Here is a 24,810-nt window from a genome sequence, read left to right on the forward strand (position 1 = left end):
AGGCTTATTTAAGGATTTGGATGGGCGAATTGTCCGACAGATAGGCGCTGCCCGCAATGATGAGCGAGGTTGCATCTTCAAGCCCGGCACTGATACGAATGGTCTTGCCGTCGAACGAGAGAATGTTCACGGGTTGCTTGTGTGCTGTTTTGCCGTCGGCGGTCACAAACACAAAACCTTCGCCCCCGTTGGCGTCGAGCACAGCTTCATAGGGCACGCTCCACGACGATGCTGCCTGGCCCGAGTGGATCTGGGTTGAGCCAAACATGCCGGCCGCCAGTTTTTCGTGGTCGCTGTCCACCGTCAGCTCAAGTGTGAACGCTCCGGTTTGCGCATCCGAGGTTTCCGATTTTCGCAGCACGGTTCCTTTGAATGTTTTTCCGGGGAAGGCATCGATCGCGATGGTGGCAGCATCACCTTTCTTCGCGGCGGCCCATTGCTTGTCGCCCACGCCTACTTTCAGAATCCAGTTTCCTTGTGCCGCGCCGTTGGTTGTCAGCACGGGGTTGCCTGTGCTCACTACCTGCCCACTGTTCACAAATTTTTTCAGCACGTAGCCGTTAGCGGGTGCGTGAATTTCAGCAAAGGTCCGGTTGAAGATCACGGCGTCCAGTTGTTGTTTCGAAATGTCGAGACCGGTTTGCACGTTTTGCAGTTGCTCCAACGTTGCCACGCTGTCGCGATATAAGTTGGTGACGCGCTGCAAGTCGCGTTGAGCTTTCTCATAACCAAAGCGTGCCTGCGCCACTTGTGCATTCAGCTCGGTGAGATCGAGTGTGGCGAGCAATTGTCCTTTGCGAACGGCTTCGCCTTCCTTCACCAGCACCGCGCTCACCACGCCGCCGCTTTTGAAGCTCAGCACGGTTTCGTCGTCGGTGGTCAGTTGTCCTGAAGCGGTGATGTCGATTGTTGCGCTCGACTTTTCAAGCGTGATAATTTTCACGGGCACGGGGTCGGCTGCATTGGGGATGGCTTTGCGTTCGCCTTTGCTGTCGGTGCACGATTGCAACACAGCCCCTGTCAACAGCACAACGCCGGCCAACAGTAGATTTCTTTTTGTAGTGTTCATATACATTTCGGGTAGATAGGATTATTTTATAAAGTATAGGCTGCCGTTTCGCGTTCCAGTCGCGCCGCTGCCGTCAGCATTTCAAACAAACGCAGGCTTTGCTGCAATTGGGAAGATGTAAGTTGATTGCGCCCGTCCAAAAATTCGATGAGCGTGTTGATGCCTTGCTGGTATCCCTTTTCCACGAGATTAAAATAGCTCTGTGCTGATTTCAATTGCTCGCGCGAGGCCACATAGTTCTGCACGGTAGTCTGCAAATCGTTCTTTGCTACATCGGCCGCCAACTGCAGTTGTTGTGTGGTGCGCGAAAGATTCAATTCCGTCTTGCGCAGTTCCAGGTTATTCTGTCGGATGCTGATGTTGTTGCGAAAGCCCTGAAACAATGGCAGCGACAATTGTACGCCTACCAGGTAGTAGCGCGATTTATCATTGAACTTCCAGTCCGATGCCTGCGAGCCAAGATCCAGAAAAGCGTTCACCTTGGGCACGCGGGCCAGCTTGTTCAGCCGCACGCTGGCGTGATTGATCTCGCGCGTGGTCGCAATCATTTTCAACTCTTCGCGTGCGTCCACGGAAGTGAGCGCAGTGTCGGGCACTACCGTCTCCGCTACGGTGTAGTGTTCGTCTATTTCGGTGTCGAGTGGTTTGTTGAGCAGGAAATTAAAATACTTGCGGGCGTTCACCACACGATTGGCTGCGCTGTTCAGGTCTGCCTTTACCCGTTCGGCTTCGCTCTTGCTGCGCAGGTAGTTTGCAGGAAGGCTCTTGCCATTGCGCAACAGCGATTCGTTCACCTCCACATTCTTATTGACCAACCCAAGCCCGCTCTCATAGATCTTCACTGCCGACACGGCCGCGAGATAGCTGAAGTAGGCCGACTTGATGTCGAGCACCAATTGGCGTTTAAAGAGCTCAACTTCATATTGCTTCAACACCACCTGATGGCTTTGGATTGACCGGTTCACATACAGGTCGGTGTTCACCAGCGGCAGCGAGGTGCGCACACGCGCATCGTAGAAATTGTGCGGAAAGAAGTTCTGATTCACGTTGTCGATCTGCGGAAACTGGTCGCCTTGCGTCAGCTGGTTCAGCGAAGCATAGACCGGGTTCAGCAAATCGCCAACCGGAATGGAAATGCTCCGGCCCCCTTCTCCCGACGTGTAGTCACCCAGTAGGTTCACCGAAGGATAGAAGTAGCTGCGGGCAATCTGCAATGACTGTTGTGCCTGCTCCAGCGAGATGTTTTTCTGCTGCAGCACCTGGTTGTCTTTCAACCCTTCGCGAACATAGTTGTCCAGCACGGTTTGCGCCGTTAAGGCAGGCGATAGCGCAGTCAACGCCGCCAAAAGGCTGAACCGAAGTCGTTGTGTGAGTGGTCTAGTTTTCATTGAACATAAAGTTTACACTGTTAATTAATGTGGCAAATTTTTTACGATGGAGTATAATTATGGGAACGATCCAGAATTTCGTTGATCATCTCGCAAGCGCGTTGTGCCAAATCTTTTTGATTCAGCTCGGAAATGACCGAACAACGGTTCCTGATTTCCAGTGAACACACACCATGCACCATCGACCACGTTGTGAAGGCCAGGATCTCGGCATTCATGCCTTTGAACGAACCCATGGCGATACATTCTTCGATGGTGTTCACCAGAAAGGCAAAGGCACGGTTGCCTTCCTCCCAATCGGGATCGTCTTTTTTGTCTGACTTATCTTTTTTCAAAGCGTCCATCGGCGATTGCAGAATGAACATCAGGTCGTAGAGCTCGCCGTTTTCGATGGCAAACGTGATATAGGCCTTGCTGATGGCCTTCAGCCGTTCGAATGGGTTGGCGACGTGACTCAGGGGGCGGAAATACTGATTGAGCAACACAAAACCTTCGCGGTGGAGGGCGTAGAAAATATCGTCTTTGTCCTTGAAATATAGATAGATGGTGGTGGGAGAATATTCAATGCGCTCGGCAATGTTCCGGATCGAAGTCGCCTCATAGCCATGCTCCATAAACAGCTCTTTGGCTGTTTGCAGGATTTTGGCCTTCAGTTCCTCCTTTTGACGCTCTTTTCGGGTTGAAATAGTCATTTCCGGTCAGTTGATGATTTACTTAACGGTGTTAAGTTACTATTTGTTTTCCGAATCCTCAAAAAAATTGGTGCCATCTAAAGCAATCGAAGCAGGGTTAGGCTGGACACTATATAATAGAGCATCCTGACTACGTCTGAATCCTCAAAAAACACTAAGAAAACAGGCGCCGAAAAAAGGTGAGCGCTTGGCGTTTTGGGCCAAATCCAGTTGAATCAGGTTGGAACGTGATTTAAGGAAGACCTGGGATGGTCAGTTTACGCGCATTTTCAGCTTTTTGCCGAGGTCGTCTACGGTAGCTTTGAAGTTGGGATCGGTCTTCATCATGTCTTCCACCGATTCCAGGGCGTGGATCACTGTGCTGTGGTCGCGGCCGCCAAAGTTTTCGCCGATAAGGGCGAGGGTCAATTGCGTGTAGCGCTTGCAGAAATACATGGCCACCTGGCGGGGGATCACAATTTCGCGTTTTTTCACTTTGCCCTTCATCGCATCCAAATCCACTTTAAACGATTCGGCTACTGTTTTCTGGATGAAGTCTACGCTAACGTCTGACTGAATTTCCTTGATGATGTTTTTCAACACTTCCTTTGCCAGCTCCAGGTCGATTTCTTTTTTGAGCAGGGTGGCGTGGAAGATGAGCGAATTCAACACGCCTTCCATGTCGCGGAGGTTGGTGTCGACACTGTAGGCCAGGTATTCCGACACTTCTGTGGGAATCTGGATGCCGTCGGCCTGCATCTTGCGGTTGATGATGGCCAGCTTGGTTTCGAAATCGGGCTCCTGCAAATCGGCTGTGAGTCCCCATTTGAAGCGGGACAGCAGTCTTTCCTGGAAACCCTTCATATCGCGCGGCGGGCAATCGCTGGTCATGATGATCTGTTTGCCCGACTGGTGAAGCTGGTTGAAGATATGGAAGAACATCTCCTGTGTTTTTTCGCGGCCTGCCAGAAACTGCACGTCGTCGAGAATGAGGAGGTCTACTTGCTGATAGAAGTTCTGAAAGTCCTGCAGCTTGTGATTTTGCAGGGCATTGAGAAACTGGTTTGTGAAATCGCTTTGATCAACATACAACACCACTTTGCTGGGCATGTTGCTTTTGATTTCGTTGCCGATGGCTTGCACCAGGTGGGTTTTGCCCACGCCAACACCACCATAGAGCATCAATGGATTGAACGATGTGATGCCGGGCTTTTTGGCCACTGCCACACCGGCCGAACGCGCCAACCGGTTGCAATCGCCCTCCACAAAATTATCAAAACTGTAGGCTGCGTTGAGACGCGAGTTTACGGTGTGTGGATTTAAGGCTTTATAGGAAAAGGGGGAATAATCATCGTTGCCAAAGCCATTCACTGCGCTTCTGCGATTGCCCGCACCATTCACAGGATAGTTCACCGACACGGCAGGGGCTTGTTGATTACCACTGTCGACCACCACAGAATACTCCAGCCGACCTGTTGGACCCAGCACGGTGTGTATGGCGCGTTTCAGCACAGGGACATAGTTATCCTCAAGCCATTCGTAGAAGAACTGAGAAGGAACCTGTATCGTTAACACGTCGCCATCCACACGCAAGGGCGTTATGGGTTTAAACCATGTGTTGAAGTTCTCTTCCCCGACGTTCTCACGAATCACCTCAAGACAATCATTCCATACTGTTCCGCAGCTAACTTCCATTGTTGATCTCCAAATTCTGTGATTTTTTAAGATACCCTTTGGGAAAGGGAGACAAAGATGTGAAAAAAGACTTTAACAAAACAAGCCGCCCTATCCTTGATTTTTCAGAAAAATATATGATGCAAAAAATTTAAAAATAAAAGGCGATCTGTTGGCAAAAACTTGATTAAAATTGAGATATAAAATTCACCCGCATGTCTGAATCGCCTCTTCACAACCTTCTGCAACAATCTTTTTCAAAAACCAACAAAGCGGATTGGCTAAAGGCCGCCGCCGCGGAGATAGAAGGAAAAAATCCCGAAGAGGCATTGGCGTGGAACAGCGCAGGGCTATCGTTTTTGCCCTATTATGACCGCCACGACACGGCCGCCCTAACCTATCTTCAGCAATTTGAAATACAACCTTCGCAACACCCGCACAGCAATGCCCGCTATTGGGAAAATGTTCCACGGGTCACGGTCACCGATGAAAAGAAAGCCAACAGCACTATTCTACATCATTTAAATCATGGTGCTGATGGCATTTTGTTGGATGTACAGAATCGCCCAACGGTTGATTTCGCAGGTCTGTTGGAAAATATTGACTGGCCTTACTGCAGTGTCTCTTTTTTGGCGACGCACAACACACCGATAGACAATGGCATCACCGCTTTCCTGGATAAAAAAAACTTCGCAGCCAACACCCTCACCGGCACCGTGTGGTGGACACACTTGCCTGAAAAAAATATTCCCAAGCTTGATGTGTTGTCACACCTAAATCATTTTCATCGCTGGGGTATCATCGAACCATCGTCGACCGCCGTCGATGAAGTTGCCGGTGCCCTCACCAAAGCTGCACGCCTCATGGATGCACTGACCGAAGAAGGCATCGAAAAAGAAATAGCGTGGAAAAATATCGCCTTGTCACTTCCGGTGGGAACAGATTTTTACGCGTCCATCGCCAAGCTGAAAGCCCTTCGCTTGTTGTGGTCGTCGCTCGCACAAGCGTTTCACATCGTGCCTTCTGCAGACACCGCGCTGCATCTTCATGTGCGTTCAGAAGTTTGGATCAACGAAAAGTTTCAGCCCCATGGCAACCTGCTAAAGTCAACCACAGCCGCCATGGCCGCCGTGATGGGCGGATGCGATGCCCTGACCGTGGATGCTGAAGTGGAAGAACACACCATGATGATGCGCATGGCACGCAACGTGTCCACCATCCTGCGCGAAGAGTCGCACCTCGACAAGGTGGCCGATCCGTTGGCCGGCGCCTATGCCGTGAACCAACTCACACACACCATCGCACAAGCCGCCTGGCAATCGTTACAACAAAACCTGCAACACGGATGAAGCCCGACTTTACACGCACATCGTTCAATGCCACGGGCGCTTCGCCGGCAAAGCCTGCATCCCAAGGGCCAACCTGGACCACTCCCGAAAAAATCGTGGTCCCTGCAAGCTACACGGCAGCCGACATCAGCAACGCGCCTCACCTTGACTTCACGGCGGGCATACCGCCATTTCTGCGTGGCCCCTATGCCACCATGTATACCACCAAGCCGTGGACTATCCGGCAATACGCCGGGTTCTCTACAGCAAAAGATTCCAACGCCTTCTACCGGCGCAACATCGCCGCAGGCCAACGCGGACTGTCGGTAGCCTTTGATTTGGCCACACATCGCGGCTACGACTCCGACCATCCCCGCGTGTCGGGCGACGTGGGCAAAGCCGGCGTGGCCATCGACTCCGTGCTGGACATGAAGATTCTGTTCGACCAGATTCCGCTCGACAAAATGTCGGTGTCCATGACCATGAACGGCGCGGTGATTCCCATCATGGCGTTCTACATTGTGGCCGCCGAAGAGCAAGGTGTGAAGCCGGCGCAGTTGAGTGGCACCATTCAGAACGACATCCTCAAGGAGTTCATGGTGCGCAACACCTACATTTATCCGCCTGCCCAATCCATGCGCATCGTAGCCGACATCTTCCGCTACACGTCGCAACACATGCCCAAGTTCAATTCCATCAGCATCAGCGGCTATCACATGCACGAAGCCGGTGCGCCGGCCAACATCGAACTGGCGTATACCCTTGCCGATGGTCTCGAATATATTCGCGCGGGCATCGCCGCGGGCATTGCCATAGACGACTTTGCACCCCGCCTGTCGTTCTTCTGGGGCATTGGTATGAACTTCTTTATGGAAGTGGCCAAGATGCGCGCAGGCCGTTTGCTGTGGTCGAGGATCGTGCAACAGTTCAATCCTAAAAATGCGAAGTCTATGGCGCTGCGCACGCACTGCCAAACGTCGGGCTGGAGCCTAACCGAACAGGACCCCTACAACAACGTGACACGCACCTGCATCGAAGCCATGGCCGCCGTGCTGGGTGGCACGCAATCGCTGCACACCAATTCGCTCGACGAAGCCATTGCCTTGCCTACGGACTTCTCGGCACGCATCGCGCGCAACACCCAACTCTACCTCGAAAAAGAAACGGGCATCACCACGCTCGTTGATCCGCTTGCGGGTTCATATTATGTTGAAAGCCTCACTGCCCAGCTGGCCGAACAAGCGTGGAGCCTCATGGAAGAAGTGGAGAAACTTGGCGGCATGACCAAGGCCATAGAGAGTGGTGTTCCCAAGATGCGCATCGAGCAGGCCGCGGCGGCCAAGCAGGCACGCATCGACGCAGGCAAAGACGTGATCCTTGGTGTGAACAAATATGTGTCGGACGAAAAGCCCGACTTCGAAATTCTGGAAGTCGACAACACGGCCGTGCGCCAGGAACAACTGGAACGTCTAACACAGCTGAAGGCCGAACGCAACACCGACGCCGTGAACGCAGCCTTGCAGGCATTGGCCGACTCCGCTGCCAACGGCACGGGTAACCTGTTGGCACTCGCCGTGGATGCCGCACGCCACCGCGCCACGTTGGGCGAAATATCGTCGGCGATGGAAAAATCTTTCGGGCGCTACAAAGCCACTATCAAATCTATTTCCGGTGTATATTCGGGCGAGATGAAAGACCAGAAGACCTTTGAAGATGTGCGTGAACTGTCCGATCGTTTTGCCGAACGCGATGGCCGGCGCCCGCGCATTCTGGTCGCAAAGATGGGTCAGGATGGGCACGATCGCGGGGCAAAAGTGATCGCCACCAGCTTCGCCGACCTGGGCTTCGATGTAGACATCGGACCGTTATTTCAAACTCCCGAGGAAGTGGCCATGCAGGCCGCCGAAAACGACGTGCACGTGGTGGGCGCGTCCAGCCTTGCCGGTGGACACAAAACGCTGATTCCCTCCCTGATTGGCGCGCTGAAAAAAATAGGCCGTCCCGACATCATGGTCATTGCCGGCGGTGTTATCCCCGCCCAAGACCACGGCTTCCTCTACGATGCCGGCGTGTCGTTTGTGTTTGGGCCGGGCACGGTCATCACCACGGCCGCACGCGAAATTCTGGAGCGGCTCATGCCCGAATAAATTACCAACACCACCGTCGTCTTCGCAACGCTCCGGGTTGGGATGAATACTTGAATTCAGGTGCACAGCATTGTGCGTGGCCCCGTGTGCGCTACTGAAAATTCATTACTTTAGTAGTCCAATTCAAACCCTTGCTCCATGAAACGTGTCAGGTTGTTCCTGTTTGTGGTAATGTTCATCGTTGCCGCTCAACCCTTGCTTGCGCAGAATAAGAAGTTCGACAAAAGTCTGAAGAAGGTCGACGCCAGCTTTGCTTCCGGCAGTTTCGAAAAGGCCAGCAGCGGATTGCAGAAGCTGAAGAAATCTGTCGTCGCAAAAATGGGCCAGCAGAATTCCTACATGCCGGGCATTATCTTTCGCGAAGCCCGCATCAACCTTTCGTTGGGCTTGCTCACGGATTTTGACAAAACATTGAACGATGCGCTGCTGGCCAGCCAGACCATGTATGGCGACAACAGTGCAACCTATGCCAACATGCTGCTGGACGTGGCGGAGCTCTACAACGAATACGGAAACTATCGCATCGCCCGCGACTACATCACCAAAGCAAAAGAACTGCTCACAAAAGCCAACCTGATGTCGGATGCTTTTAAAGGACGCATTGCCCTGGCCGAAGGTGAAGCGTTGACAGGACAAGGATTTTGCAACGAAGCCATTGCCGTGTTGCGCAGCGTGGAAAGTTACTACGCAGGACGCGCGGTGGAAAAAGAAACCAAAGTGGATGGTGCCAGCATCAAAACACAACGCGTGCCCGACGAAGAGTTGCTACCACGCCATTCTGCTTACGCCAGGCTCCTCACGTTGACGGCAAACGCCTATTCAAAAAAAGGGGCATTGATCTCTGCCGACTCAGCCTTCAAGGCAGCGCAAACCTGGATTCGTAAGAACCAGCGCTTCATGGGAGAAACCGGACTCTATCTCGTCCAAAACAATTTTCTATACGCCCGCATGCTCGTGGACAACGGCAACGAGGACCGCGAAAAAGAACTTGAATTCGACAACTTGCTCAACGACCTGAAACGCCGTACCACACCTACCAGCGCGTTGGGCCATGATCTTTACCTGGCTTACCTCCACAACTTACTGGAAGAAGATAACCGCGCGCGCTACCTCAACGTGAAGCTGGAGTATGAGAAGATGATCGACAAATATTTTCCCAAGGCCAGCCTTGTACGCATCAATCTGAAGGCAGTGGAATTTGACTCGAAAGTGCAACGCGACAAAACAAAAGACCTTGAGAACGACGCGATGGGCCTGATCAATTCCAAATCGCTCCCCAAAAACTACCGCACCACTGAACGCACGCTCAATTTTCTCTATGACTTGTCGCTTCGCGAGAAGCGCTACACAAACGCAGAAAACTATTTGAATCAGATAACCGACATCGAGAAGGAACTTTGTGGCGAGAACTCTCCCACCTATCACCTCGCGCGTTTGCGTCTGGCCGGTTTCTACTTGGACTACACCAACAAGATTGAAGAAGCTTCAAAAATTTATGACGAGAGCTATACCAAAATTGTCTCGAAAGAAATCGGGCCATGGCAAAAAGACAACCTCGACATCCTGAATCACCTCGCCTTCCTCTACGAATTCTCCGATAAATATGCGCAGGCCTCTGCCACACTCTCCCAGGCGTCGGATGTGGCGCGGTCGAAATACAGCAACAACGATCCTGACTATGGCGTTGAGCTTGATCGCATCGCACAGCTGGAAATCAAACTCGGCCAATACGAAAAGGCAGAACAACACCTTGCACAAGCCCTAACCATTCTGGAAGAAAAACGCAAAGACGAAAATCGCATCGGCGACTATGTTCACCTGCTCGATACGCAGGCAAAGCTCTACGGCATCAAAGGTCTTTTTGATGAGGCCGAAACCAACCTCGAGCGCTCTGCCAAGCTGATTAAAAATGCAAAAATTGTGGTGGGCAGCGAGCTCTCTGCCGCCGAAGAATTGACCGCACTCTTCATTCAATTGGGCCGCTATTCAGACGCCGATCATTTGCTGAGCACGCAGATTCCGGAATACGAGAAACTCTATGGTGGCAACTCGTTGCGCCTCATCGAACCGCTTGTTAATAAAGGACGCCTCATGCTTGCCAAAGGCGACTACACCGAAGCCGAACGCATCGCCACACGCGCCAACCAGATCGCCGTGAAATCGTATGGCGAAATCTCCACGAAAACGGCGCCGACACAAAAACTTCTCAGCGACATCTACTACACGCTCGGCGACTACGACAAGGCCGAGAAGAACGTAACAAAAGCCATCACGAGCCAGGAAAAACAATTCGGACGCAACCACATTGAAGTGGCCAAATCGCTTTCACAACTGGCCCTTATCAAATTCTATAAAGGCGACAAACCTCAGGATGTGGAAAGGCTGATGCTGGAATCGCGCGACATCATGGCCGCACGTCTTGGCAAGGAGAATCCGCAGTATGCCGAGATCCTGAAGAACGTAGCGGTACTTTATATCTCCGAAAAGAAATTCGACCTCGCGTTCAATTCACTGACCGTTGCCGAAAACATCTGGCGCACCAAAACCGGCACAAAGAACAACATCAACGCCGCCTCCATCTATACGCTCACCGGCGATGTTTATTATCAATTGAAAAACTACAAGAAAGCCGAGGAATTCTATAATCAGTCAAAAAATCTGTACGAGAAATTCTTTAGTGCCACGCACCCCGAATATGTGAAGGTGTTGTCGAAGCTCAGCAAGGTGGCCTACATGCAGAAGGACTATAAACGTTCGAAACGCCTCATCGAAGAATCGCTCTCCAACTACGAGAACTTCATCAAACAATTTTTCCCCGCCCTGAGCGAACGCGAAAAAGCAAAATACTGGAATACCATCAAGGGCGATTTCGAATTCTATAACACCCTTGCCTTGAGCAACCTCGACGACTTCCGCGACCTTTCGGGAAAAGTCTACAACTATCAATTGCTCACCAAGGCGTTGCTGCTCAGCTCGTCCATCAAAATCCGCGAGCGCATTTTGCACAGCACCGACGATCAGCTCAAACTTCAATACAGCATGTGGGTGGAGAAAAAAGAAAAACTCACCCTCGCCCTGTCGATGAGCGCATCACAGTTGTTGGAAAATGGCATAGACCCCGGTGCGCTGCAGAGCGAAGTGGAACGCCTGGAGAAAGACCTCAGCCAGAAATCGGAATTGTTTGGCCAGAGCTTCGACAACAAACGCATCACGTTCGAAGATGTGAAGAAAGCCCTGAAGACAAACGAGACGGCCATCGAGATGGTGCGCTATCGCTACTTCAACCACGACTTCACCGACTCGGTGATTTATGCGGCGCTGTATCTTAAATCCGATATATCAAAACCCAAAGCCATTCTCTTGAAAGACGGCAAGAAACTGGAAACGCGTTACTTCAAATTCTATCGCAACGCCATCACCGGCAAAATACCCGACGAAGTTTCGTACGGCGTTTTCTGGAAACCTCTGCAAGACGAAATCGGCCAGTCGGCCACCATCTATCTTTCGGCCGATGGTGTCTACAACCAGATCAACCTCGAAGCCATTCCCACACCCGACGGCAAATATGTGATCGACAATGCCAACATCGTGCTGGTGAGCAACACCAAAGATTTGTATCTGCGAAAAGTGAAATCAAAAGCCACCGCGCCACAGAACACCGCGTCGATGTTTGGCAATCCTACTTTCTATGCGGCAGCCACCGCCGACCAATCCATCTCGGCATTGCCCGGCACGGAGAAGGAAGTGAACCAATTGCAGTTCATGCTGAAACAAAAGGGATGGATCACCGCCGAGTATGTTGAGCAAACAGCGTCCGAAGAAAACGTGAAGGAAATTAACAGTCCCAAAATTTTCCACATCGCCACACACGGTTTCTATCGCCCCACGGCACAAGTAAAGCTGGAAGACGAACTGCAAGGCAGCGAAGCCACACTCAACCAAAATCCGCTGATGCGCACCGGTCTGTTGCTGCGTGGCGCCGGCGACCTGATGGACAAAACAGAATACAACTTCAACATGGAGAACGGCATCCTCACCGCCTATGAAGCCATGAGCCTGAACCTCGACAAGACCGACCTTGTGGTGCTGAGCGCCTGCGAAACGGGCCTTGGCGAACTCGAAGCCGGCGAAGGGGTATATGGCCTGCAACGTGCCTTCCTGGTGGCCGGTGCAAAAGTTCTTATCATGAGCATGTTCAAAGTAGATGATGACGCCACCCAAAAACTGATGCTGAAATTTTATCAGAAGTGGCTCAACTCAAACAACCTTCGTCAGAGTTTCATCGAAGCCAAAAAAGAACTCCGCGTAGAATACCCGGAGCCCATCTATTGGGGAGCTTTTATGATGATCGGGCTGGATTAAGAAATATCACAACGCCGGATCGCGGTCTCACGATTCGAAAAAGAAAAGCGCCCCGCCTGAAGTACATTCAAGCGGGGCGCTTCTGTTTATAAAATATTCCATTGAAGGTTATGCCTGTTCCTGTGGCCAGGGTGCAAACTCATAGCCATCTTTGAAAAAGTTGGGGAAGATCTGAATATGTTTCTGTTTGATCTCTTCGAACATGAGTCGTTTCAGCGCCGTGATGTTTTCGTTTTTCGTAGCCGATACAAAGATGACATGTTGAAATCCCATTTCACGATAGTAGCCTTTGCGTTCTTCCAGATCGGCTTCCGGATTTTGCTTCAGGTAAAGATCGATCTTGTTCAACACCAATATGGTGGTGATGTTGGCAGCGCCAATTTCCTGCAGCGTTTTCGACACTACCTCAATCTGGTTGTCGTGAAACGGATGGGCGAAGTCCACCACGTGCAACAGGATGTCGGCCTCACGCACTTCGTCGAGTGTGGACTTGAACGATTCGATGAGATGATGGGGAAGTTTGCGAATGAACCCTACCGTGTCTGACAACAGAAAGGGCACATTGCCAAACGTGACCTTGCGCACGGTGGCGTCGACGGTGGCAAACAGTTTGTTTTCCGCCAGCACGCCCGAACCTGAAAGCAAATTCATGAGGGTGGATTTGCCTACGTTGGTATAGCCCACAAGCGCCACACGCACCACGTTGCCGCGCGACTTTCGTTGGGTGATTTTCTGCTTTTCGATTTTTTCAAGCCGGTCCTTCAACACGCTGATCTGGTTGCGGATGTTTCGCCGGTCGGTTTCAATTTCACGCTCGCCCGAGCCGCCCCGTGTGCCGGTGCCCCCGCGCTGGCGTTCCAAGTGGGTCCACATCCGGGTTAGGCGGGGCAGTAAATATTGGTTTCTGGCCAGTTCCACCTGGGTGCGGGCCTGGGCCGTTTGTGCACGCCACAGAAAAATGTCGAGGATCAACAAACTGCGATCGTAGATGCGCACTTTAAACTCGTCGTCGTCCTGCCCGTTAAATTCCTTCTCCAGGTTGCGGAGCTGAGACGGGGTCAGATCTTCGTCAAAAATGACATTGTTGACGCGGGCGGCCAGAACATATTCTTTGATCTCCGCGAGCTTGCCTTTCCCCACAAACGTACGTGAATCGGGGTGTGGAAGATTTTGCACAAACTGCTTCAAGGTCTTCACCCCGGCCGTTTCGGCCAGGAAGGCCAGCTCGTCGAGGTGTTCCTGTGTAACTTCCTGATCCTGTGAGCCTCCAAGGGCTATCAATACTGCTTTCTTTTCCTGAACTGCCATTCGTTTTGTTAAACCGAACAAACATAACGGATATATTTTAAACTAAGTTTTAGGCGGGCTGTTACTTTTTATACCTTTGTTGAATCCAAACCAGAGAAAGTTGAAGATAACCCCTAAAAACGACCGTTCGTCGGAGCCAAGGGACCGGAAATTTTCTCGACAATCAGAGCCAAAGAGAGGATGAGAATTGCGATCGTATTGAACACGTCCTGGAATATCTACAATTTCAGGATGAATTTCGTGCGCGCCCTGCAAGCGCAAGGCCACGAAGTTCACACTATAGCTCCCGAAGATGACTACACGCCTCTTCTAAGACAAGCCGGATGCGTGCACCACAAGGTAAAAATGGATAGCCGGGGCGCCAATCCCATAAAAGACTCTCTGCTCGTCGCCGAACTTTACATGATCTACCGCAAGGTTAGGCCGGATATTATTCTGCATTACACGATTAAGCCCAATGTTTATGGCACGCTGGCAGCCTCGTTGCTGAGGATTCCCGTGATTAACAACGTGTGTGGGCTGGGCACCGTGTTCCTCAAAGACAATCTGGTGTCGGCGGTGGCCATATTTCTCTATCGCATCAGCTTCCGGTTTGCCAACAAGGTGTTCTTCCAGAACCCGGACGACCTGAAACTATTCCTCGACAAAAAACTTGTTCCCGCGAAAGCGGTCGACATACTGCCGGGCTCGGGCATTGACCTGAAACATTTTCAGCCGGTGCCGTTCAAACGAAACGAAAAATTTACGTTCCTCCTCATCTCCCGCCTCATCACCGACAAGGGTGTGATTGAGTTCATCGACGCGGTGCGCAAGCTGAAAAGCAAAGGCGTGAACGCGCGCTTCCAGGTGCTGGGCGCCAAAGATCCCGAACACAAACGCGGCATCAAGCTGGATGTGATTCAGGAATGGATCGACAGCGGCACCATCGAATACCTGGGCACAACAAACGATGTGCGCTCGTTTATCAATGATGCCGACTGTGTTGTGCTGCCCTCCTACCGCGAAGGCACACCCCGCACGTTGCTTGAGGCCGCAAGCTCATCGAAGCCCATCATCGCCACCGACGTTCCCGGCTGCAACCACGTGGTGCAGAACGACTATAACGGCTTTCTCTGCAAACTGAAGGATGCCGACGACCTGGCCGAAAAAATGAAACAGATGGCAAATCTCGGCGACGACAAATTGCAGGTGTTTGGCCAGAACGGCCGCATAAAGATGGAGGCTGAATATGATGAATCTGTTGTCATAAACAAGTACCTTGCGGCATTGTCGGCATTTCGGCAAGCATCCTAAAACACAACGTTTCATTCATGGAAGTAAAAGCAACCGGCATGGAAGGCCTGGTGGAAATTTATCCTACCCTCTACAAAGACGACCGGGGTTGGTTCTACGAATTCTATAAAGACGACACGTTCAAAAAACACAACATCTCCTACACGTTCCTGCAGGAGAACCAATCCTTCTCCAAAAAGGGCGTGGTGCGCGGCCTGCACATGCAACGCGCGCCGTATGCTCAGGCCAAGCTGGTGACCTGCCTGGCCGGCAAAGTGCTGGACGTGGTGGTTGACCTGCGCGCAGGTTCCAAAACTTTTGCCCAGGTATACTACTGCCTGCTCGAGTCCGAGAAGCGAAACATGCTGATGGTGCCCGAAGGCTTTGCCCACGGCTTTGCCGCACTGGAAGACTCCGTGTTCTTCTACAAATGTTCCAATCTCTACGACAAGGCCTCCGAGACTGGTGTGCGCTGGAACGATCCGGCCCTCAACATCGATTGGCGTGTGCAGGATCCCATCATCTCCGAGAAGGACATGGTGCTACCGACGATGGATGAATTGTTAAGAAAATCAGTAATTTCACGGTAATGAACCAACGCCTCGTACGTGAAACAAAAACTTTTTCGGCATTCGCATAGCGCGCTTCTTCTTTTCAGCGTCTTCCTCGTCTCCTGTGGCTCCTACAAGCAGAACATCATGTTCCGCCTGCCCGAAGGACAAGCCTTGAAACAACAAACCGACGAGGCCGAAAAAAACTACGTCATCCAGAAAAACGACTATCTGACTATCGAAGTCTACACCAGCAAAGGCGAACGGCTTATCGACCCCGATGCCAAACTGGTGCAGGAAACCAGAAGTCAGGAAACATCAAGTCGCCCCGTGCCAACCTACTTGGTCGATGTGAACGGCGTATGCAAGTTCCCCATGGTGGGCGAAACCAAAGTGGAAGGCCTTTCGATCCGGCAGGCCGAAGAAGTGCTACAGCAAGCGTATGGGCTATACTACCAGCAATCCTTTGTGGTGCTGCGCTACACCAACAAACGCGTGGTGGTGCTGGGCGCCCCGGGCGGACAAGTGATCCCGCTGGTGAACGAAAACATGCACCTCGTGGAAGTGCTGGCCCTGGCAAAGGGTGTATCCAACGATGCCAAAGCCCACAACATCCGGGTGCTGCGCGGCAAGGAAGTGTTCCTGGCCGACCTCACCACGTTCGACGGCTACCTGAAAAACAACATTACCATAGAACCCGGTGATGTGATCTATGTTGAACCCATTCGCAGACCCTTTACCGAAGCCGTGCGCGACTATGGACCGGTCATCAGTATACTCACCAGTTTGACCACTTTGGTGGTAGTTCTTTTTAGTATAAACTAACGGCTCTTGGAAACGCAAAGGCAAACGTCACATCTTTCACCACAGGCGAGCGAAACCATCGACCTCACCAAACTCAAAACCATTTTCAGGGGCAACTGGATCTGGATGGTGCTGATTTTGGCGGTGATCAATTCCATTGCCTACCTCACGGTGCGCTACACCAAAAACCTGTATGAGTCGTCGTCGGAAGTGAAGCTTGACATCAAGAAAGAAGCCACGGAGTTCGGCATCAAGAGCGCCATGGAAGACCAGAGCGTGAACCTGATCTCCGGCGAAATTGAACTCATTGAATCGCGTTTGTTTCTGAGCCGGGTGCTCGACTCGTCGCACCTGAACGTGAGCTATTTCAGCGTGGGCCGTGTGCTGAACGACGAGTTGTTTAACAACACCCCATTTGTGGTGCGCTATGTTGCTGCGAATGAAAGCGTCTTTAATGTGCCCATCTATTTTGAAGAACTCAATGAACATGAGTTTTCCGTGCACGTGGGCGACAACGGCAAAGAAACACCCGGTCGCTACAACGATCACCTGACGCTGAGTGGCGTGGACCTTGTGTTCGAACGCAATCCTAACTTCGCCAAAGGCGATGAGATCGGCTACTTCTTTGTGCTGAACAGCCGCGAATACCTGCTCGACTATCTGCTGCGAAACCTCACGGCCGAACCCCTGAACCTGAACGCCAACACGGTGCGCATTGCCTTCAAGGACAACAATCCCTTCAAGGCACACGCCATCCTCAACAAGATCGACTCGATCTACCTGAACTACAGCAACGAACAAAAGAACCTGGCCAACAAGCAGAAGATCGACTGGGTGTCGCACGAGCTGGTGAACATTGAACGGAAGATGGAAGACTATGAAGACTACTTCGAAAACTTCACCCTCCAAAACAAAACAAACGACCTGGACGCCGATCTAAAAATAACTGTGGCGGCCATCAACAAACTGGATTCGCAGCGCTATGAAATCAGCCAGCGCATTGTTGATGCTGCCACCCTGATGGACGGCTTGCGCAGCGACAATCTTTTTGTCTCCCTTTCGCAACGCAACAGTCTTCCGCCTTCGGTTTCCAAAAATCTGGAACAGCTGGAAAATCTTTTTCTGGATCAGGAAAAACTAAAGCTTTCCTACAACGAGGTCACGTTTGCCTACCGCCAGCGTCAAAAGGAAATTGAGACACTGAAGGAAAAAGCCTATCATCAACTGGACGAATTGAAAACGGTCTGGACAAAACGGTTGCAAGAGATCAACAAAAAGAAATTGCGTCTTGAACACGAGTTTGTGAACATCCCCGACAAGAGCACGCAGTTCTCGAAGAACCTCCGCTTCTATAAACTCTACGAGCAATTCTATCTGTCGCTCATGCAGTCGAAGTCTGAATTCGAAATTGCGCAGGCCGGAAGCATCCCCGATTTCAAAATATTGTCGCCCGCCACCATGCCGCACACGCCCATATCGCCCAACAGGATGATGGTGACGGCCGTGGGCTTTGTGGCCAGCATCATCCTGATTTTGTTTTTTGTTGGGGTCCTCTACCTGCTCAACAACAAGATCACCACACTGCAGGACATTGAGCGCATTCACAACATCCCTGTGCTGGGCGTGGTACCGTCGTCGCGCCACTCCAACGGGCAAGACCTGCACGTGAAAGATCACCCCAAGTCGATGGTGAGCGAAGCCTTCCGTACACTGCGTACCAATCTTGACTACTTCAATGCACACGGCAAGAAAAAAGTGATTGCCATATCGTCGACCGTGTCGGGCGAAGGAAAATCGTTTATCGCTCTCAACCTGGGTGGTGTGATGGCGCTGTCGAAAAAGAAAGTGATTCTGCTGGACCTCGACATGCGCAAACCAAAGGTGAACCTGCCCGTGAAAATCGACGACAACTCCAAAGGGGTAAGCACGATTCTGATCCGCAAAAACACCTGGCAGGAATGTCTGGCCAGCACAGCCCTTTCCAACTTTGACTACATTCCCTCGGGACCTCACCCGCCCAATCCGTCCGAGCTTTTGCTAAACGGTGAATTCGAAGACCTGGTGAACGATCTCAAACAACACTACGACTACATCATTCTCGACACGCCACCCGTGGGCCTCGTCACCGACGGCATCATGGCCATGAAGCGCGCCGACATTTCCATCTACATCTTCAGGGCCGACTATTCCAAAAAGGATTTCATCACGAACCTGAATCGCATCGTCACCATTAACAAGTTTTCGAATATCACCACGCTGCTCAACGCGTTGCCTTCAACCGGCGAGCAGAGCTATGGCTATGGTTACTACGAAGAACCTACGCGACGTCCCTGGCTGAAAAAAATCTTTAGCTCCTCCTAAGTGTTCTCCTGGTTCAAAAAGAAAACAAAACCGTCGGAAGCCCCACCCCTGCTCACCGACATTCACTCGCACCTGCTGCCGGGGCTGGACGACGGCGTGCAAACCTATGAACAAGCCGAAGAAGTGATCCTCTTCTTTCAGAAGCTGGGCTACAAAAAACTGATCACCTCACCCCACGTGATGAGTGACGCTTATCGCAACACACCCGAGATTATTCTCGACGCCCTCGAAAAACTCCGCGCCTACCTGGCGTCACGCAACATCGACATGGCGCTCGACACCGTGGCCGAATATTACCTCGACGAATACATGTTGCGCATGGTAGAAGAAAATCAAAAGCTGCTGACGTTTGGAAAAAACTACCTGCTCTTTGAAACCAACTTCATCAACGAGCCCCTCAACCTCAACGAGTTTATTTTCAAGGCCAACACAAAAGGATACAAGCCGGTGCTGGCCCACCCCGAACGCTATCTCTATCTTCAGAACAACATCGAGAAAGCCGAAGACCTGTTGAACCGTGGCGTGCTCTTTCAAATCAACATCAGCTCGCTCACCGGCCACTATTCCAAGAATGCGCAACGCACCGCGCAAAAGCTCATCGACAACGGATGGGTGCACATGCTGGGCAGCGATTGCCACGGCATGCCTCACGCGCAGCTTGTGGCCGCAGCACAGTCTACGCGGCATTTTCAAAAAGCACTATCTTTGCCCCTGCTCAACCGTTCGCTTTGACGGCGGTCTGTAATTTTCATTTTATGTCAAAACGCTTTTTCATATGATCGCGGTCACCGGTGCCAACGGCTTGTTGGGGAGTTTCATTGTGCGGGAGCTCATCGCACACAACCAACCCTTTGTGGCCCTCAAACGCTCGGGCAGCGACACGTCGCTGCTGAACGATGTGGCCCACAACATCACCTGGCGCGATGCTGACGTGCTGGACGCTGTGGCCCTGACGGAAGCCTTTCAGGATGTGACGCATGTGTTTCACACCGCAGCCATCGTGTCGTTCAATCCGCGCCGCGCCAAGGAAGTGATGGACATCAACGTGCAAGGCACTCGTCATGTGGTGAACGCCTGTCTCATGCACGGTGTGAAGCGCCTGGTGCACATCAGTTCGGTGTCGGCACTGGGCAGACAAAAAGATCAGCGGCACATCGACGAGAGCAACAAGTGGGTTGACAGCCCGCTGAACAGCGTCTATGGTCAATCAAAATATTTTGCCGAACTGGAAGTGTTTCGCGCGCAGGAAGAAGGCCTGTCTACGGTGATGCTGAATCCTTCGGTGATTCTTGCGCCGGCCGATTGGGCCCGCAGCAGTGCACAACTTTTCAAGTATGTGTGGGACGAGAAAAAATTCTACATCGACGGTTATCTGAACTATGTGGATGTGCGCGATGTTGCATCGTTAAGCTACCAATTGCTGAACCACCCTGCCGAGGCAGAACGGTTCATTGCCAGTGCAGGCAACATTACCTTTTCGGATTTTTTTTCCAGCATCGCAAGGAAATTCAACAAAAAATCTCCTTCCATCAAACTGTCGAAAAATCTTCTTTCGGTTGTGGCTTCCTTCGAGACGTTTCGTTCGAACGTGATGGGCACAGAACCGTTAATAACGAAGGAAACGGCACGTTTGGCGGGTACAGAATTTCTGTATGACAACGCCAAGGTGCGCAAGGGCCTGAATTTCGAGTTTCAACCGTTTGATAAAACCCTACAATGGTGTTGCGAATATTACACGAAAAAAAACGAGGGTAAAAAATAGAGCGAAAGGTCTTAGCTTTACGTCAGTTTTACTTATTTTAGGAAAACCTTTTTATTCCATGTCTAAAGAATATCGTAAAAGAGAAGAAGGAAACGAGCTGATTAAACGATTTGAAGACCATCTCCGGAAAAAGAAAGCAGAGTTTTTTGATTTAGATGCCTACGAGCAGATCATTGATTACTACATGTTGCGTAGCAAACACAACAAGGCTCTTCAAGCCGTTAATCAAGCGATCAGTCAATATCCATTTTCAACAGAACTTATCACCGTCAAAGCACAGATCCTCTCCAACCTGGAAGAGTTTGGTCAGGCATTAGAACTGTTGGAACAGGCACACGCGTTGCAACCCAACGACCCGGAGATTTTCCTCACAAAAGGTTCTATCCTTTCCCTGCAGGGAAATCACAAAGACGCCATCGAGAATTTTGAACAAGCCCTCTTGCTGGCCGACGACAAAGATGAAGTGTACTACAGCATTGGTCTTGCCTATCAAAGCATGGAAGACTATGTGCATGCCATCGAAGCCTACAAACAATCCATCGAGATCAACATCAATCACGACGGCTCACTCTATGAACTGGCGTTCTGTCTCGACATCACGGGTCAGCTGGAAGGCAGCATCGAATATTATCAGAAATTCATAGACGAAGATCCCTACTCCACGGCGGCGTGGTATAACCTCGGCATTGTCTACAACAAGCTGGAGAAATATCAGGAAGCCCTGAATGCCTACGACTACGCCATCACCATCGACGAGTCGTTTGCCTCAGCCTATTTCAACACGGGCAACACGTACATGAACATGAGCGAGTATACCAAAGCGCTCGATGCCTTTCGCAAAACCGTAGAGATTGAAGGCCCCAGCCCCGAAGTGTATTGCTGCCTGGGCGCGGCCTACGAAAGCCTGGAACAATATGACCTGGGGTTGAAATACTTTCAGAAAGCTACCAAGCTGGACTCGCTGTATGACGAAGCCTGGTTTGGCGCCGGTGCCTGCCTGGAGAAACAGGAAAAATGGTATCAGGCCCTGCATTTCTATAACAAAGCCTTAAAAATCAACACCGAAAACCCGGAATACTGGAAATCTGTGGCCCATGCCGAGTTTAAAGTAGGCAACACGGTTTCCAGCATCGACGCCTACGAAGAGGCGAGCAAACTGGAACCCGGCGATAAAGAAATCTGGCTGAACTGGTCGTTCATCTACTACGAACAGGGCGATCACGACAAGGCTATCGACACTTTATTGGTCGGATTCGACGAAACTCCGGACGATGCCGAATTCTTTTACCGCATGACGGTATACCTCATAGAAGCTGGTCGTTTCAAAGAAGCCTTTAATTATCTGGAAAATGCTTTAATTTTGGACTTTGATGGTCACACCGCCCTGTTCGATTTTTTTCCGAAACTGGAGACACAAAAGGCGTTGTATAAGATCATCGAGCAGTTTAGAAAAGAAAATAGCTAATGAACTACGATCTTAAAAACCTGCCTGTGCGCACGACCAAGCCCAGGCAATATGGCTTTACTATGGCCATGGATAAGGGCTTGAGCATACGCGAAACGGAGGATTTTGTCAGCATCTGCGCGGACCATATTGACATCGTGAAACTGGGTTGGGCAACGTCGTTTGTCACCCCAAACCTCAAGGATAAACTGAAAGTCTATAAAGAAGCGGGCCTGCCGGTCTATTTTGGCGGCACCCTCTTCGAAGCCTTTGTGATTCGCGATCAGTTCGACGACTATCGCAGATTGCTGGATCAATACGAACTGACTTTTGCCGAAGTATCGGACGGTTCCATGGACATTGACCACGACAAAAAGTGCGACTACATCACCAAACTGGCCGACCAGGTAACCGTGTTGTCGGAAGTGGGGTCTAAAGACGCCGACAAGATCATTCCGCCCTACATGTGGATTGAACTGATGCAGAAGGAGTTGGAAGCCGGCGCCTGGAAGGTGATCGGCGAAGCCCGCGAAGGCGGCAATGTGGGCCTGTTCCGCTCCAGCGGCGAAGTTCGCTCGGGCCTGGTGCAGGAAATCCTGACGAAAATTCCGTTCGAAAAAATAATCTGGGAAGCTCCCCAGAAAGCACAGCAGGTTTGGTTTGTGAAACTGCTGGGAGCCAATGTGAACCTGGGCAACATCGCCCCCGAAGAAGTTATACCTTTGGAAACCATTCGTTTGGGCCTGCGTGGTGACACCTTCTTGCATTTTCTCGGTATAGAGAAGAAGAATACCAACACCGCGCCGCCCTTCGAGGTAGACTAAGACGAACGATTTGAGAAGACCCAAAGACTATATTCTCCTTTACTTCAAAGGCATAAGTATGGGAGCAGCTGACGTTATACCCGGTGTTTCGGGTGGCACGGCAGCCCTGCTCACGGGAATCTACAACGAGTTCATCTCATCCCTGCAAGCCATTGACCGCAAGGCCCTGCAACTCCTGCGCGAGCGGCAATTCGAAGCATTCTGGACCAAAATCAACGGCACCTTTCTGCTCATCATTTTTGCCGGCGTCATCACCAGCATCATCACCGCAGCGCGGGGCATGGTGTATCTCTATACACGTCATCCTGTGCTCACGTCGGCATTTTTCTTTGGCCTGATTTCCATCTCCATTACGCTTATGCTGCGGGAAATCAAGAAATGGAATGGCGGCACCGTGCTGGCATTTCTGGTGGGCACGGCCGCTACCTATGGCCTCACGTTTCTTCACCCCATTCACACCCCCGACGCCCTGTGGATTGCCTTCTTTGCCGGCGCCCTGGCCGTGTGCGGCATGGTGTTGCCCGGAATTTCGGGTGCGTTTGTGTTGCTTATCCTTGGAAAATATAAATACCTCACCGGTGCCATCGCAACCTTCAACATCCCTATGTTGTTGATATTCAGCCTGGGATGCGTGGCTGGACTACTGGGATTCTCCAGAATTTTAGGCTGGATTGTAGACAACTATCATGGCGTCACCGTAGCTTTACTAGCCGGCTTCATGATGGGTTCATTGAATAAGTTGTGGCCCTGGCGTCAGGTAATGGAGTTTGTGACCAACTCCAAAGGCCAGCAGGTTCCCGTGTGGGACAAAAGCGTTTTGCCATGGCAATACCTGGCCACCACCGGCAAAGACCCCCAGGTCTTTCAGGCCATCCTCGCTATGGCGATCGGTGTTTTTATCATGGTAGTAGTAGAAAAGATTTCAGCAAGACTTAAAACAAAACTCTGAACATGGAAAAAGTATTCGGACTAATTGGTGCAACCGTTAGTCACTCGTTCTCAAAGGCCTATTTCGACGAGAAGTTTTTTCGCGAAGGATTACGCGATTATCATTATGAATTGTTTCCCCTGAATAACATCACGGATATTGAATCACTGTTGAAAGACACCAAAGGCCTCACCGGTCTCAACGTCACCATCCCCTACAAAGAACAGGTATTGAAATACCTCGACGAAGTGGACGGCTTCGCCAAAAAGATTGGCGCCGTGAACGTGATCAAAATCAAAGATGGCAAGCTGAAAGGCTTCAACACCGACTCCGACGCCTTCTTCGAAACCATTGAGAAATGGCTGCCCGAAGGCCGAACGTTTAAAGCCCTCATTCTCGGCACCGGCGGTTCGTCCAAAGCCGTGCAGGAAGCCCTGAAGAAACTGAAAGTGGAATATCAGGTCGTGTCGCGCGAAGCAAAGAAAGGTTTGCTTACCTATGCCGACCTCGAAGCCAACCCGAAGATCATCTCCGAGTCGCTGCTCATCATCAACACCACACCGCTGGGCATGAGCCCCAACACCGAGACGATGCCTCCCATCGACAACGAATACATCGGTCCCGACCACTACGTATACGACCTCATCTACAACCCTGCGCGCACCATGTTTCTGCAGAAAGCCGAAATGCGTGGTGCCACCATCAAAAACGGATTGGAGATGCTGCACATACAGGCAGAAAAATCGTGGACCATCTGGAATAACTAACCTCAAACGGGTCTCAAAAAAAGTAGATCGCTTCTGGCAACGGAAGCGATTTTTTTATTGCTTGCAAGGGAACGAAGCGCTACTACTTTGCGTATGCCCTAAGGAGTTTTGTCTGGTGAAAAACAGCGTATCCTCAGAAACGTCATACCC

General features: G+C 51.2%; 18 protein-coding genes. 13 read left to right on the forward strand and 5 right to left on the reverse strand.

Annotated features, from left to right (window positions below):
- Positions 1-4: 4 nt before the first annotated feature.
- The 4 genes from JI741_RS02465 to dnaA all read right to left on the reverse strand — a co-directional run bounded on the left by JI741_RS02465 (position 5) and on the right by dnaA (position 4,823).
- Positions 5-1,069 carry an efflux RND transporter periplasmic adaptor subunit gene (locus tag JI741_RS02465; protein ID WP_202007054.1) on the reverse strand — a complete coding sequence of 355 codons (1,065 nt, stop codon included), beginning with the start codon at positions 1,067-1,069 and terminating at the stop codon, positions 5-7.
- Positions 1,070-1,095: 26 nt separating this feature from the next.
- Positions 1,096-2,457, reverse strand: a complete 1,362-nt coding sequence (locus tag JI741_RS02470) for a TolC family protein (RefSeq protein WP_202007056.1) — start codon at positions 2,455-2,457, stop codon at positions 1,096-1,098.
- 41 nt (positions 2,458-2,498) lie between these two features.
- Positions 2,499-3,149: a TetR/AcrR family transcriptional regulator gene (locus tag JI741_RS02475; RefSeq protein ID WP_202007057.1), complete on the reverse strand. Its 651-nt coding sequence runs from the start codon at positions 3,147-3,149 to the stop codon at positions 2,499-2,501.
- A gap of 252 nt (positions 3,150-3,401) precedes the next feature.
- Positions 3,402-4,823 carry a chromosomal replication initiator protein DnaA gene (gene dnaA / locus JI741_RS02480; protein WP_202007059.1) on the reverse strand — a complete coding sequence of 474 codons (1,422 nt, stop codon included), beginning with the start codon at positions 4,821-4,823 and terminating at the stop codon, positions 3,402-3,404.
- A gap of 194 nt (positions 4,824-5,017) precedes the next feature.
- Here dnaA and JI741_RS02485 point away from each other — a divergent pair, with 194 nt between their 5' ends.
- The 3 genes from JI741_RS02485 to JI741_RS02495 all read left to right on the forward strand — a co-directional run bounded on the left by JI741_RS02485 (position 5,018) and on the right by JI741_RS02495 (position 12,639).
- The gene (locus JI741_RS02485) at positions 5,018-6,151 is read left to right on the forward strand and encodes a methylmalonyl-CoA mutase family protein (protein WP_202007061.1); all 1,134 of its coding nucleotides are present in this window, start codon (positions 5,018-5,020) and stop codon (positions 6,149-6,151) included.
- Positions 6,148-8,277 (forward strand): methylmalonyl-CoA mutase, encoded by a 2,130-nt coding sequence (gene scpA / locus JI741_RS02490; RefSeq protein WP_202007063.1) that lies wholly within the window; start codon positions 6,148-6,150, stop codon positions 8,275-8,277. Before JI741_RS02485 ends, scpA begins: the two co-directional genes overlap by 4 nt.
- Positions 8,278-8,415: 138 nt before the next feature.
- Positions 8,416-12,639 (forward strand): CHAT domain-containing protein, encoded by a 4,224-nt coding sequence (locus tag JI741_RS02495; protein WP_202007065.1) that lies wholly within the window; start codon positions 8,416-8,418, stop codon positions 12,637-12,639.
- Between the two features lie 108 nt (positions 12,640-12,747).
- On the opposite strand, the gene hflX is transcribed toward JI741_RS02495, so the two are convergent.
- Positions 12,748-13,947 (reverse strand): GTPase HflX, encoded by a 1,200-nt coding sequence (hflX, locus tag JI741_RS02500; RefSeq protein ID WP_202007067.1) that lies wholly within the window; start codon positions 13,945-13,947, stop codon positions 12,748-12,750.
- A gap of 180 nt (positions 13,948-14,127) precedes the next feature.
- On the opposite strand from hflX, the gene JI741_RS02505 reads away from it, so the two are divergent.
- From JI741_RS02505 to JI741_RS02550, 10 genes are read left to right on the forward strand one after another with little or no spacing between them, the layout of a single operon-like run.
- A complete protein-coding gene (locus JI741_RS02505; protein WP_202007069.1) occupies positions 14,128-15,240 on the forward strand; it encodes a glycosyltransferase family 4 protein in 1,113 nt (370 codons plus the stop codon).
- A gap of 17 nt (positions 15,241-15,257) precedes the next feature.
- Positions 15,258-15,809: a dTDP-4-dehydrorhamnose 3,5-epimerase gene (rfbC, locus tag JI741_RS02510; protein WP_202007071.1), complete on the forward strand. Its 552-nt coding sequence runs from the start codon at positions 15,258-15,260 to the stop codon at positions 15,807-15,809.
- 18 nt (positions 15,810-15,827) lie between these two features.
- On the forward strand, positions 15,828-16,595 hold the full coding sequence (locus JI741_RS02515) for a polysaccharide biosynthesis/export family protein (RefSeq protein ID WP_369411715.1): 768 nt from the start codon (positions 15,828-15,830) through the stop codon (positions 16,593-16,595).
- Between the two features lie 6 nt (positions 16,596-16,601).
- Positions 16,602-18,935, forward strand: coding sequence for a GumC family protein (locus tag JI741_RS02520; RefSeq protein WP_202007073.1), 2,334 nt, complete (start codon positions 16,602-16,604; stop codon positions 18,933-18,935).
- Entirely contained in the window at positions 18,936-19,667 is a 732-nt protein-coding gene (locus JI741_RS02525) for a tyrosine-protein phosphatase (RefSeq protein WP_202007075.1), read from the forward strand.
- A 43-nt stretch (positions 19,668-19,710) separates the two neighbouring features.
- A complete protein-coding gene (locus JI741_RS02530; RefSeq protein WP_202007077.1) occupies positions 19,711-20,697 on the forward strand; it encodes an NAD-dependent epimerase/dehydratase family protein in 987 nt (328 codons plus the stop codon).
- A 58-nt stretch (positions 20,698-20,755) separates the two neighbouring features.
- Positions 20,756-22,162, forward strand: coding sequence for a tetratricopeptide repeat protein (locus JI741_RS02535; protein ID WP_202007079.1), 1,407 nt, complete (start codon positions 20,756-20,758; stop codon positions 22,160-22,162).
- Positions 22,162-22,965 carry a phosphosulfolactate synthase gene (locus JI741_RS02540; RefSeq protein WP_202007081.1) on the forward strand — a complete coding sequence of 268 codons (804 nt, stop codon included), beginning with the start codon at positions 22,162-22,164 and terminating at the stop codon, positions 22,963-22,965. The genes JI741_RS02535 and JI741_RS02540 overlap by 1 nt, the downstream gene beginning before the upstream one ends.
- 58 nt (positions 22,966-23,023) lie before the next feature.
- A complete protein-coding gene (locus JI741_RS02545) occupies positions 23,024-23,914 on the forward strand; it encodes a DUF368 domain-containing protein (protein ID WP_236675843.1) in 891 nt (296 codons plus the stop codon).
- Between the two features lie 2 nt (positions 23,915-23,916).
- Positions 23,917-24,660 (forward strand): shikimate dehydrogenase family protein, encoded by a 744-nt coding sequence (locus tag JI741_RS02550; RefSeq protein ID WP_202007085.1) that lies wholly within the window; start codon positions 23,917-23,919, stop codon positions 24,658-24,660.
- Positions 24,661-24,810 lie beyond the last annotated feature (150 nt).

The organism is Chryseolinea lacunae, assembly GCF_016735595.1.
GTDB classification, from domain to species: Bacteria; Bacteroidota; Bacteroidia; order Cytophagales; family Cyclobacteriaceae; genus Chryseolinea; species Chryseolinea lacunae.

Bases quoted from the DNA above. Each gene is read 5' to 3' on its own strand.
- JI741_RS02465 (WP_202007054.1), bottom strand. From the start codon at position 1,069: ATGAACACTACAAAAAGAAATCTACTGTTGGCCGGCGTTGTGCTGTTG.
- JI741_RS02470 (WP_202007056.1), bottom strand. From the start codon at position 2,457: ATGAAAACTAGACCACTCACACAACGACTTCGGTTCAGCCTTTTGGCG.
- JI741_RS02475 (WP_202007057.1), bottom strand. From the start codon at position 3,149: ATGACTATTTCAACCCGAAAAGAGCGTCAAAAGGAGGAACTGAAGGCC.
- dnaA (WP_202007059.1), bottom strand. From the start codon at position 4,823: ATGGAAGTTAGCTGCGGAACAGTATGGAATGATTGTCTTGAGGTGATT.
- JI741_RS02485 (WP_202007061.1), top strand. From the start codon at position 5,018: ATGTCTGAATCGCCTCTTCACAACCTTCTGCAACAATCTTTTTCAAAA.
- scpA (WP_202007063.1), top strand. From the start codon at position 6,148: ATGAAGCCCGACTTTACACGCACATCGTTCAATGCCACGGGCGCTTCG.
- JI741_RS02495 (WP_202007065.1), top strand. From the start codon at position 8,416: ATGAAACGTGTCAGGTTGTTCCTGTTTGTGGTAATGTTCATCGTTGCC.
- hflX (WP_202007067.1), bottom strand. From the start codon at position 13,947: ATGGCAGTTCAGGAAAAGAAAGCAGTATTGATAGCCCTTGGAGGCTCA.
- JI741_RS02505 (WP_202007069.1), top strand. From the start codon at position 14,128: ATGAGAATTGCGATCGTATTGAACACGTCCTGGAATATCTACAATTTC.
- rfbC (WP_202007071.1), top strand. From the start codon at position 15,258: ATGGAAGTAAAAGCAACCGGCATGGAAGGCCTGGTGGAAATTTATCCT.
- JI741_RS02530 (WP_202007077.1), top strand. From the start codon at position 19,711: ATGATCGCGGTCACCGGTGCCAACGGCTTGTTGGGGAGTTTCATTGTG.
- JI741_RS02535 (WP_202007079.1), top strand. From the start codon at position 20,756: ATGTCTAAAGAATATCGTAAAAGAGAAGAAGGAAACGAGCTGATTAAA.
- JI741_RS02540 (WP_202007081.1), top strand. From the start codon at position 22,162: ATGAACTACGATCTTAAAAACCTGCCTGTGCGCACGACCAAGCCCAGG.
- JI741_RS02545 (WP_236675843.1), top strand. From the start codon at position 23,024: ATGGGAGCAGCTGACGTTATACCCGGTGTTTCGGGTGGCACGGCAGCC.
- JI741_RS02550 (WP_202007085.1), top strand. From the start codon at position 23,917: ATGGAAAAAGTATTCGGACTAATTGGTGCAACCGTTAGTCACTCGTTC.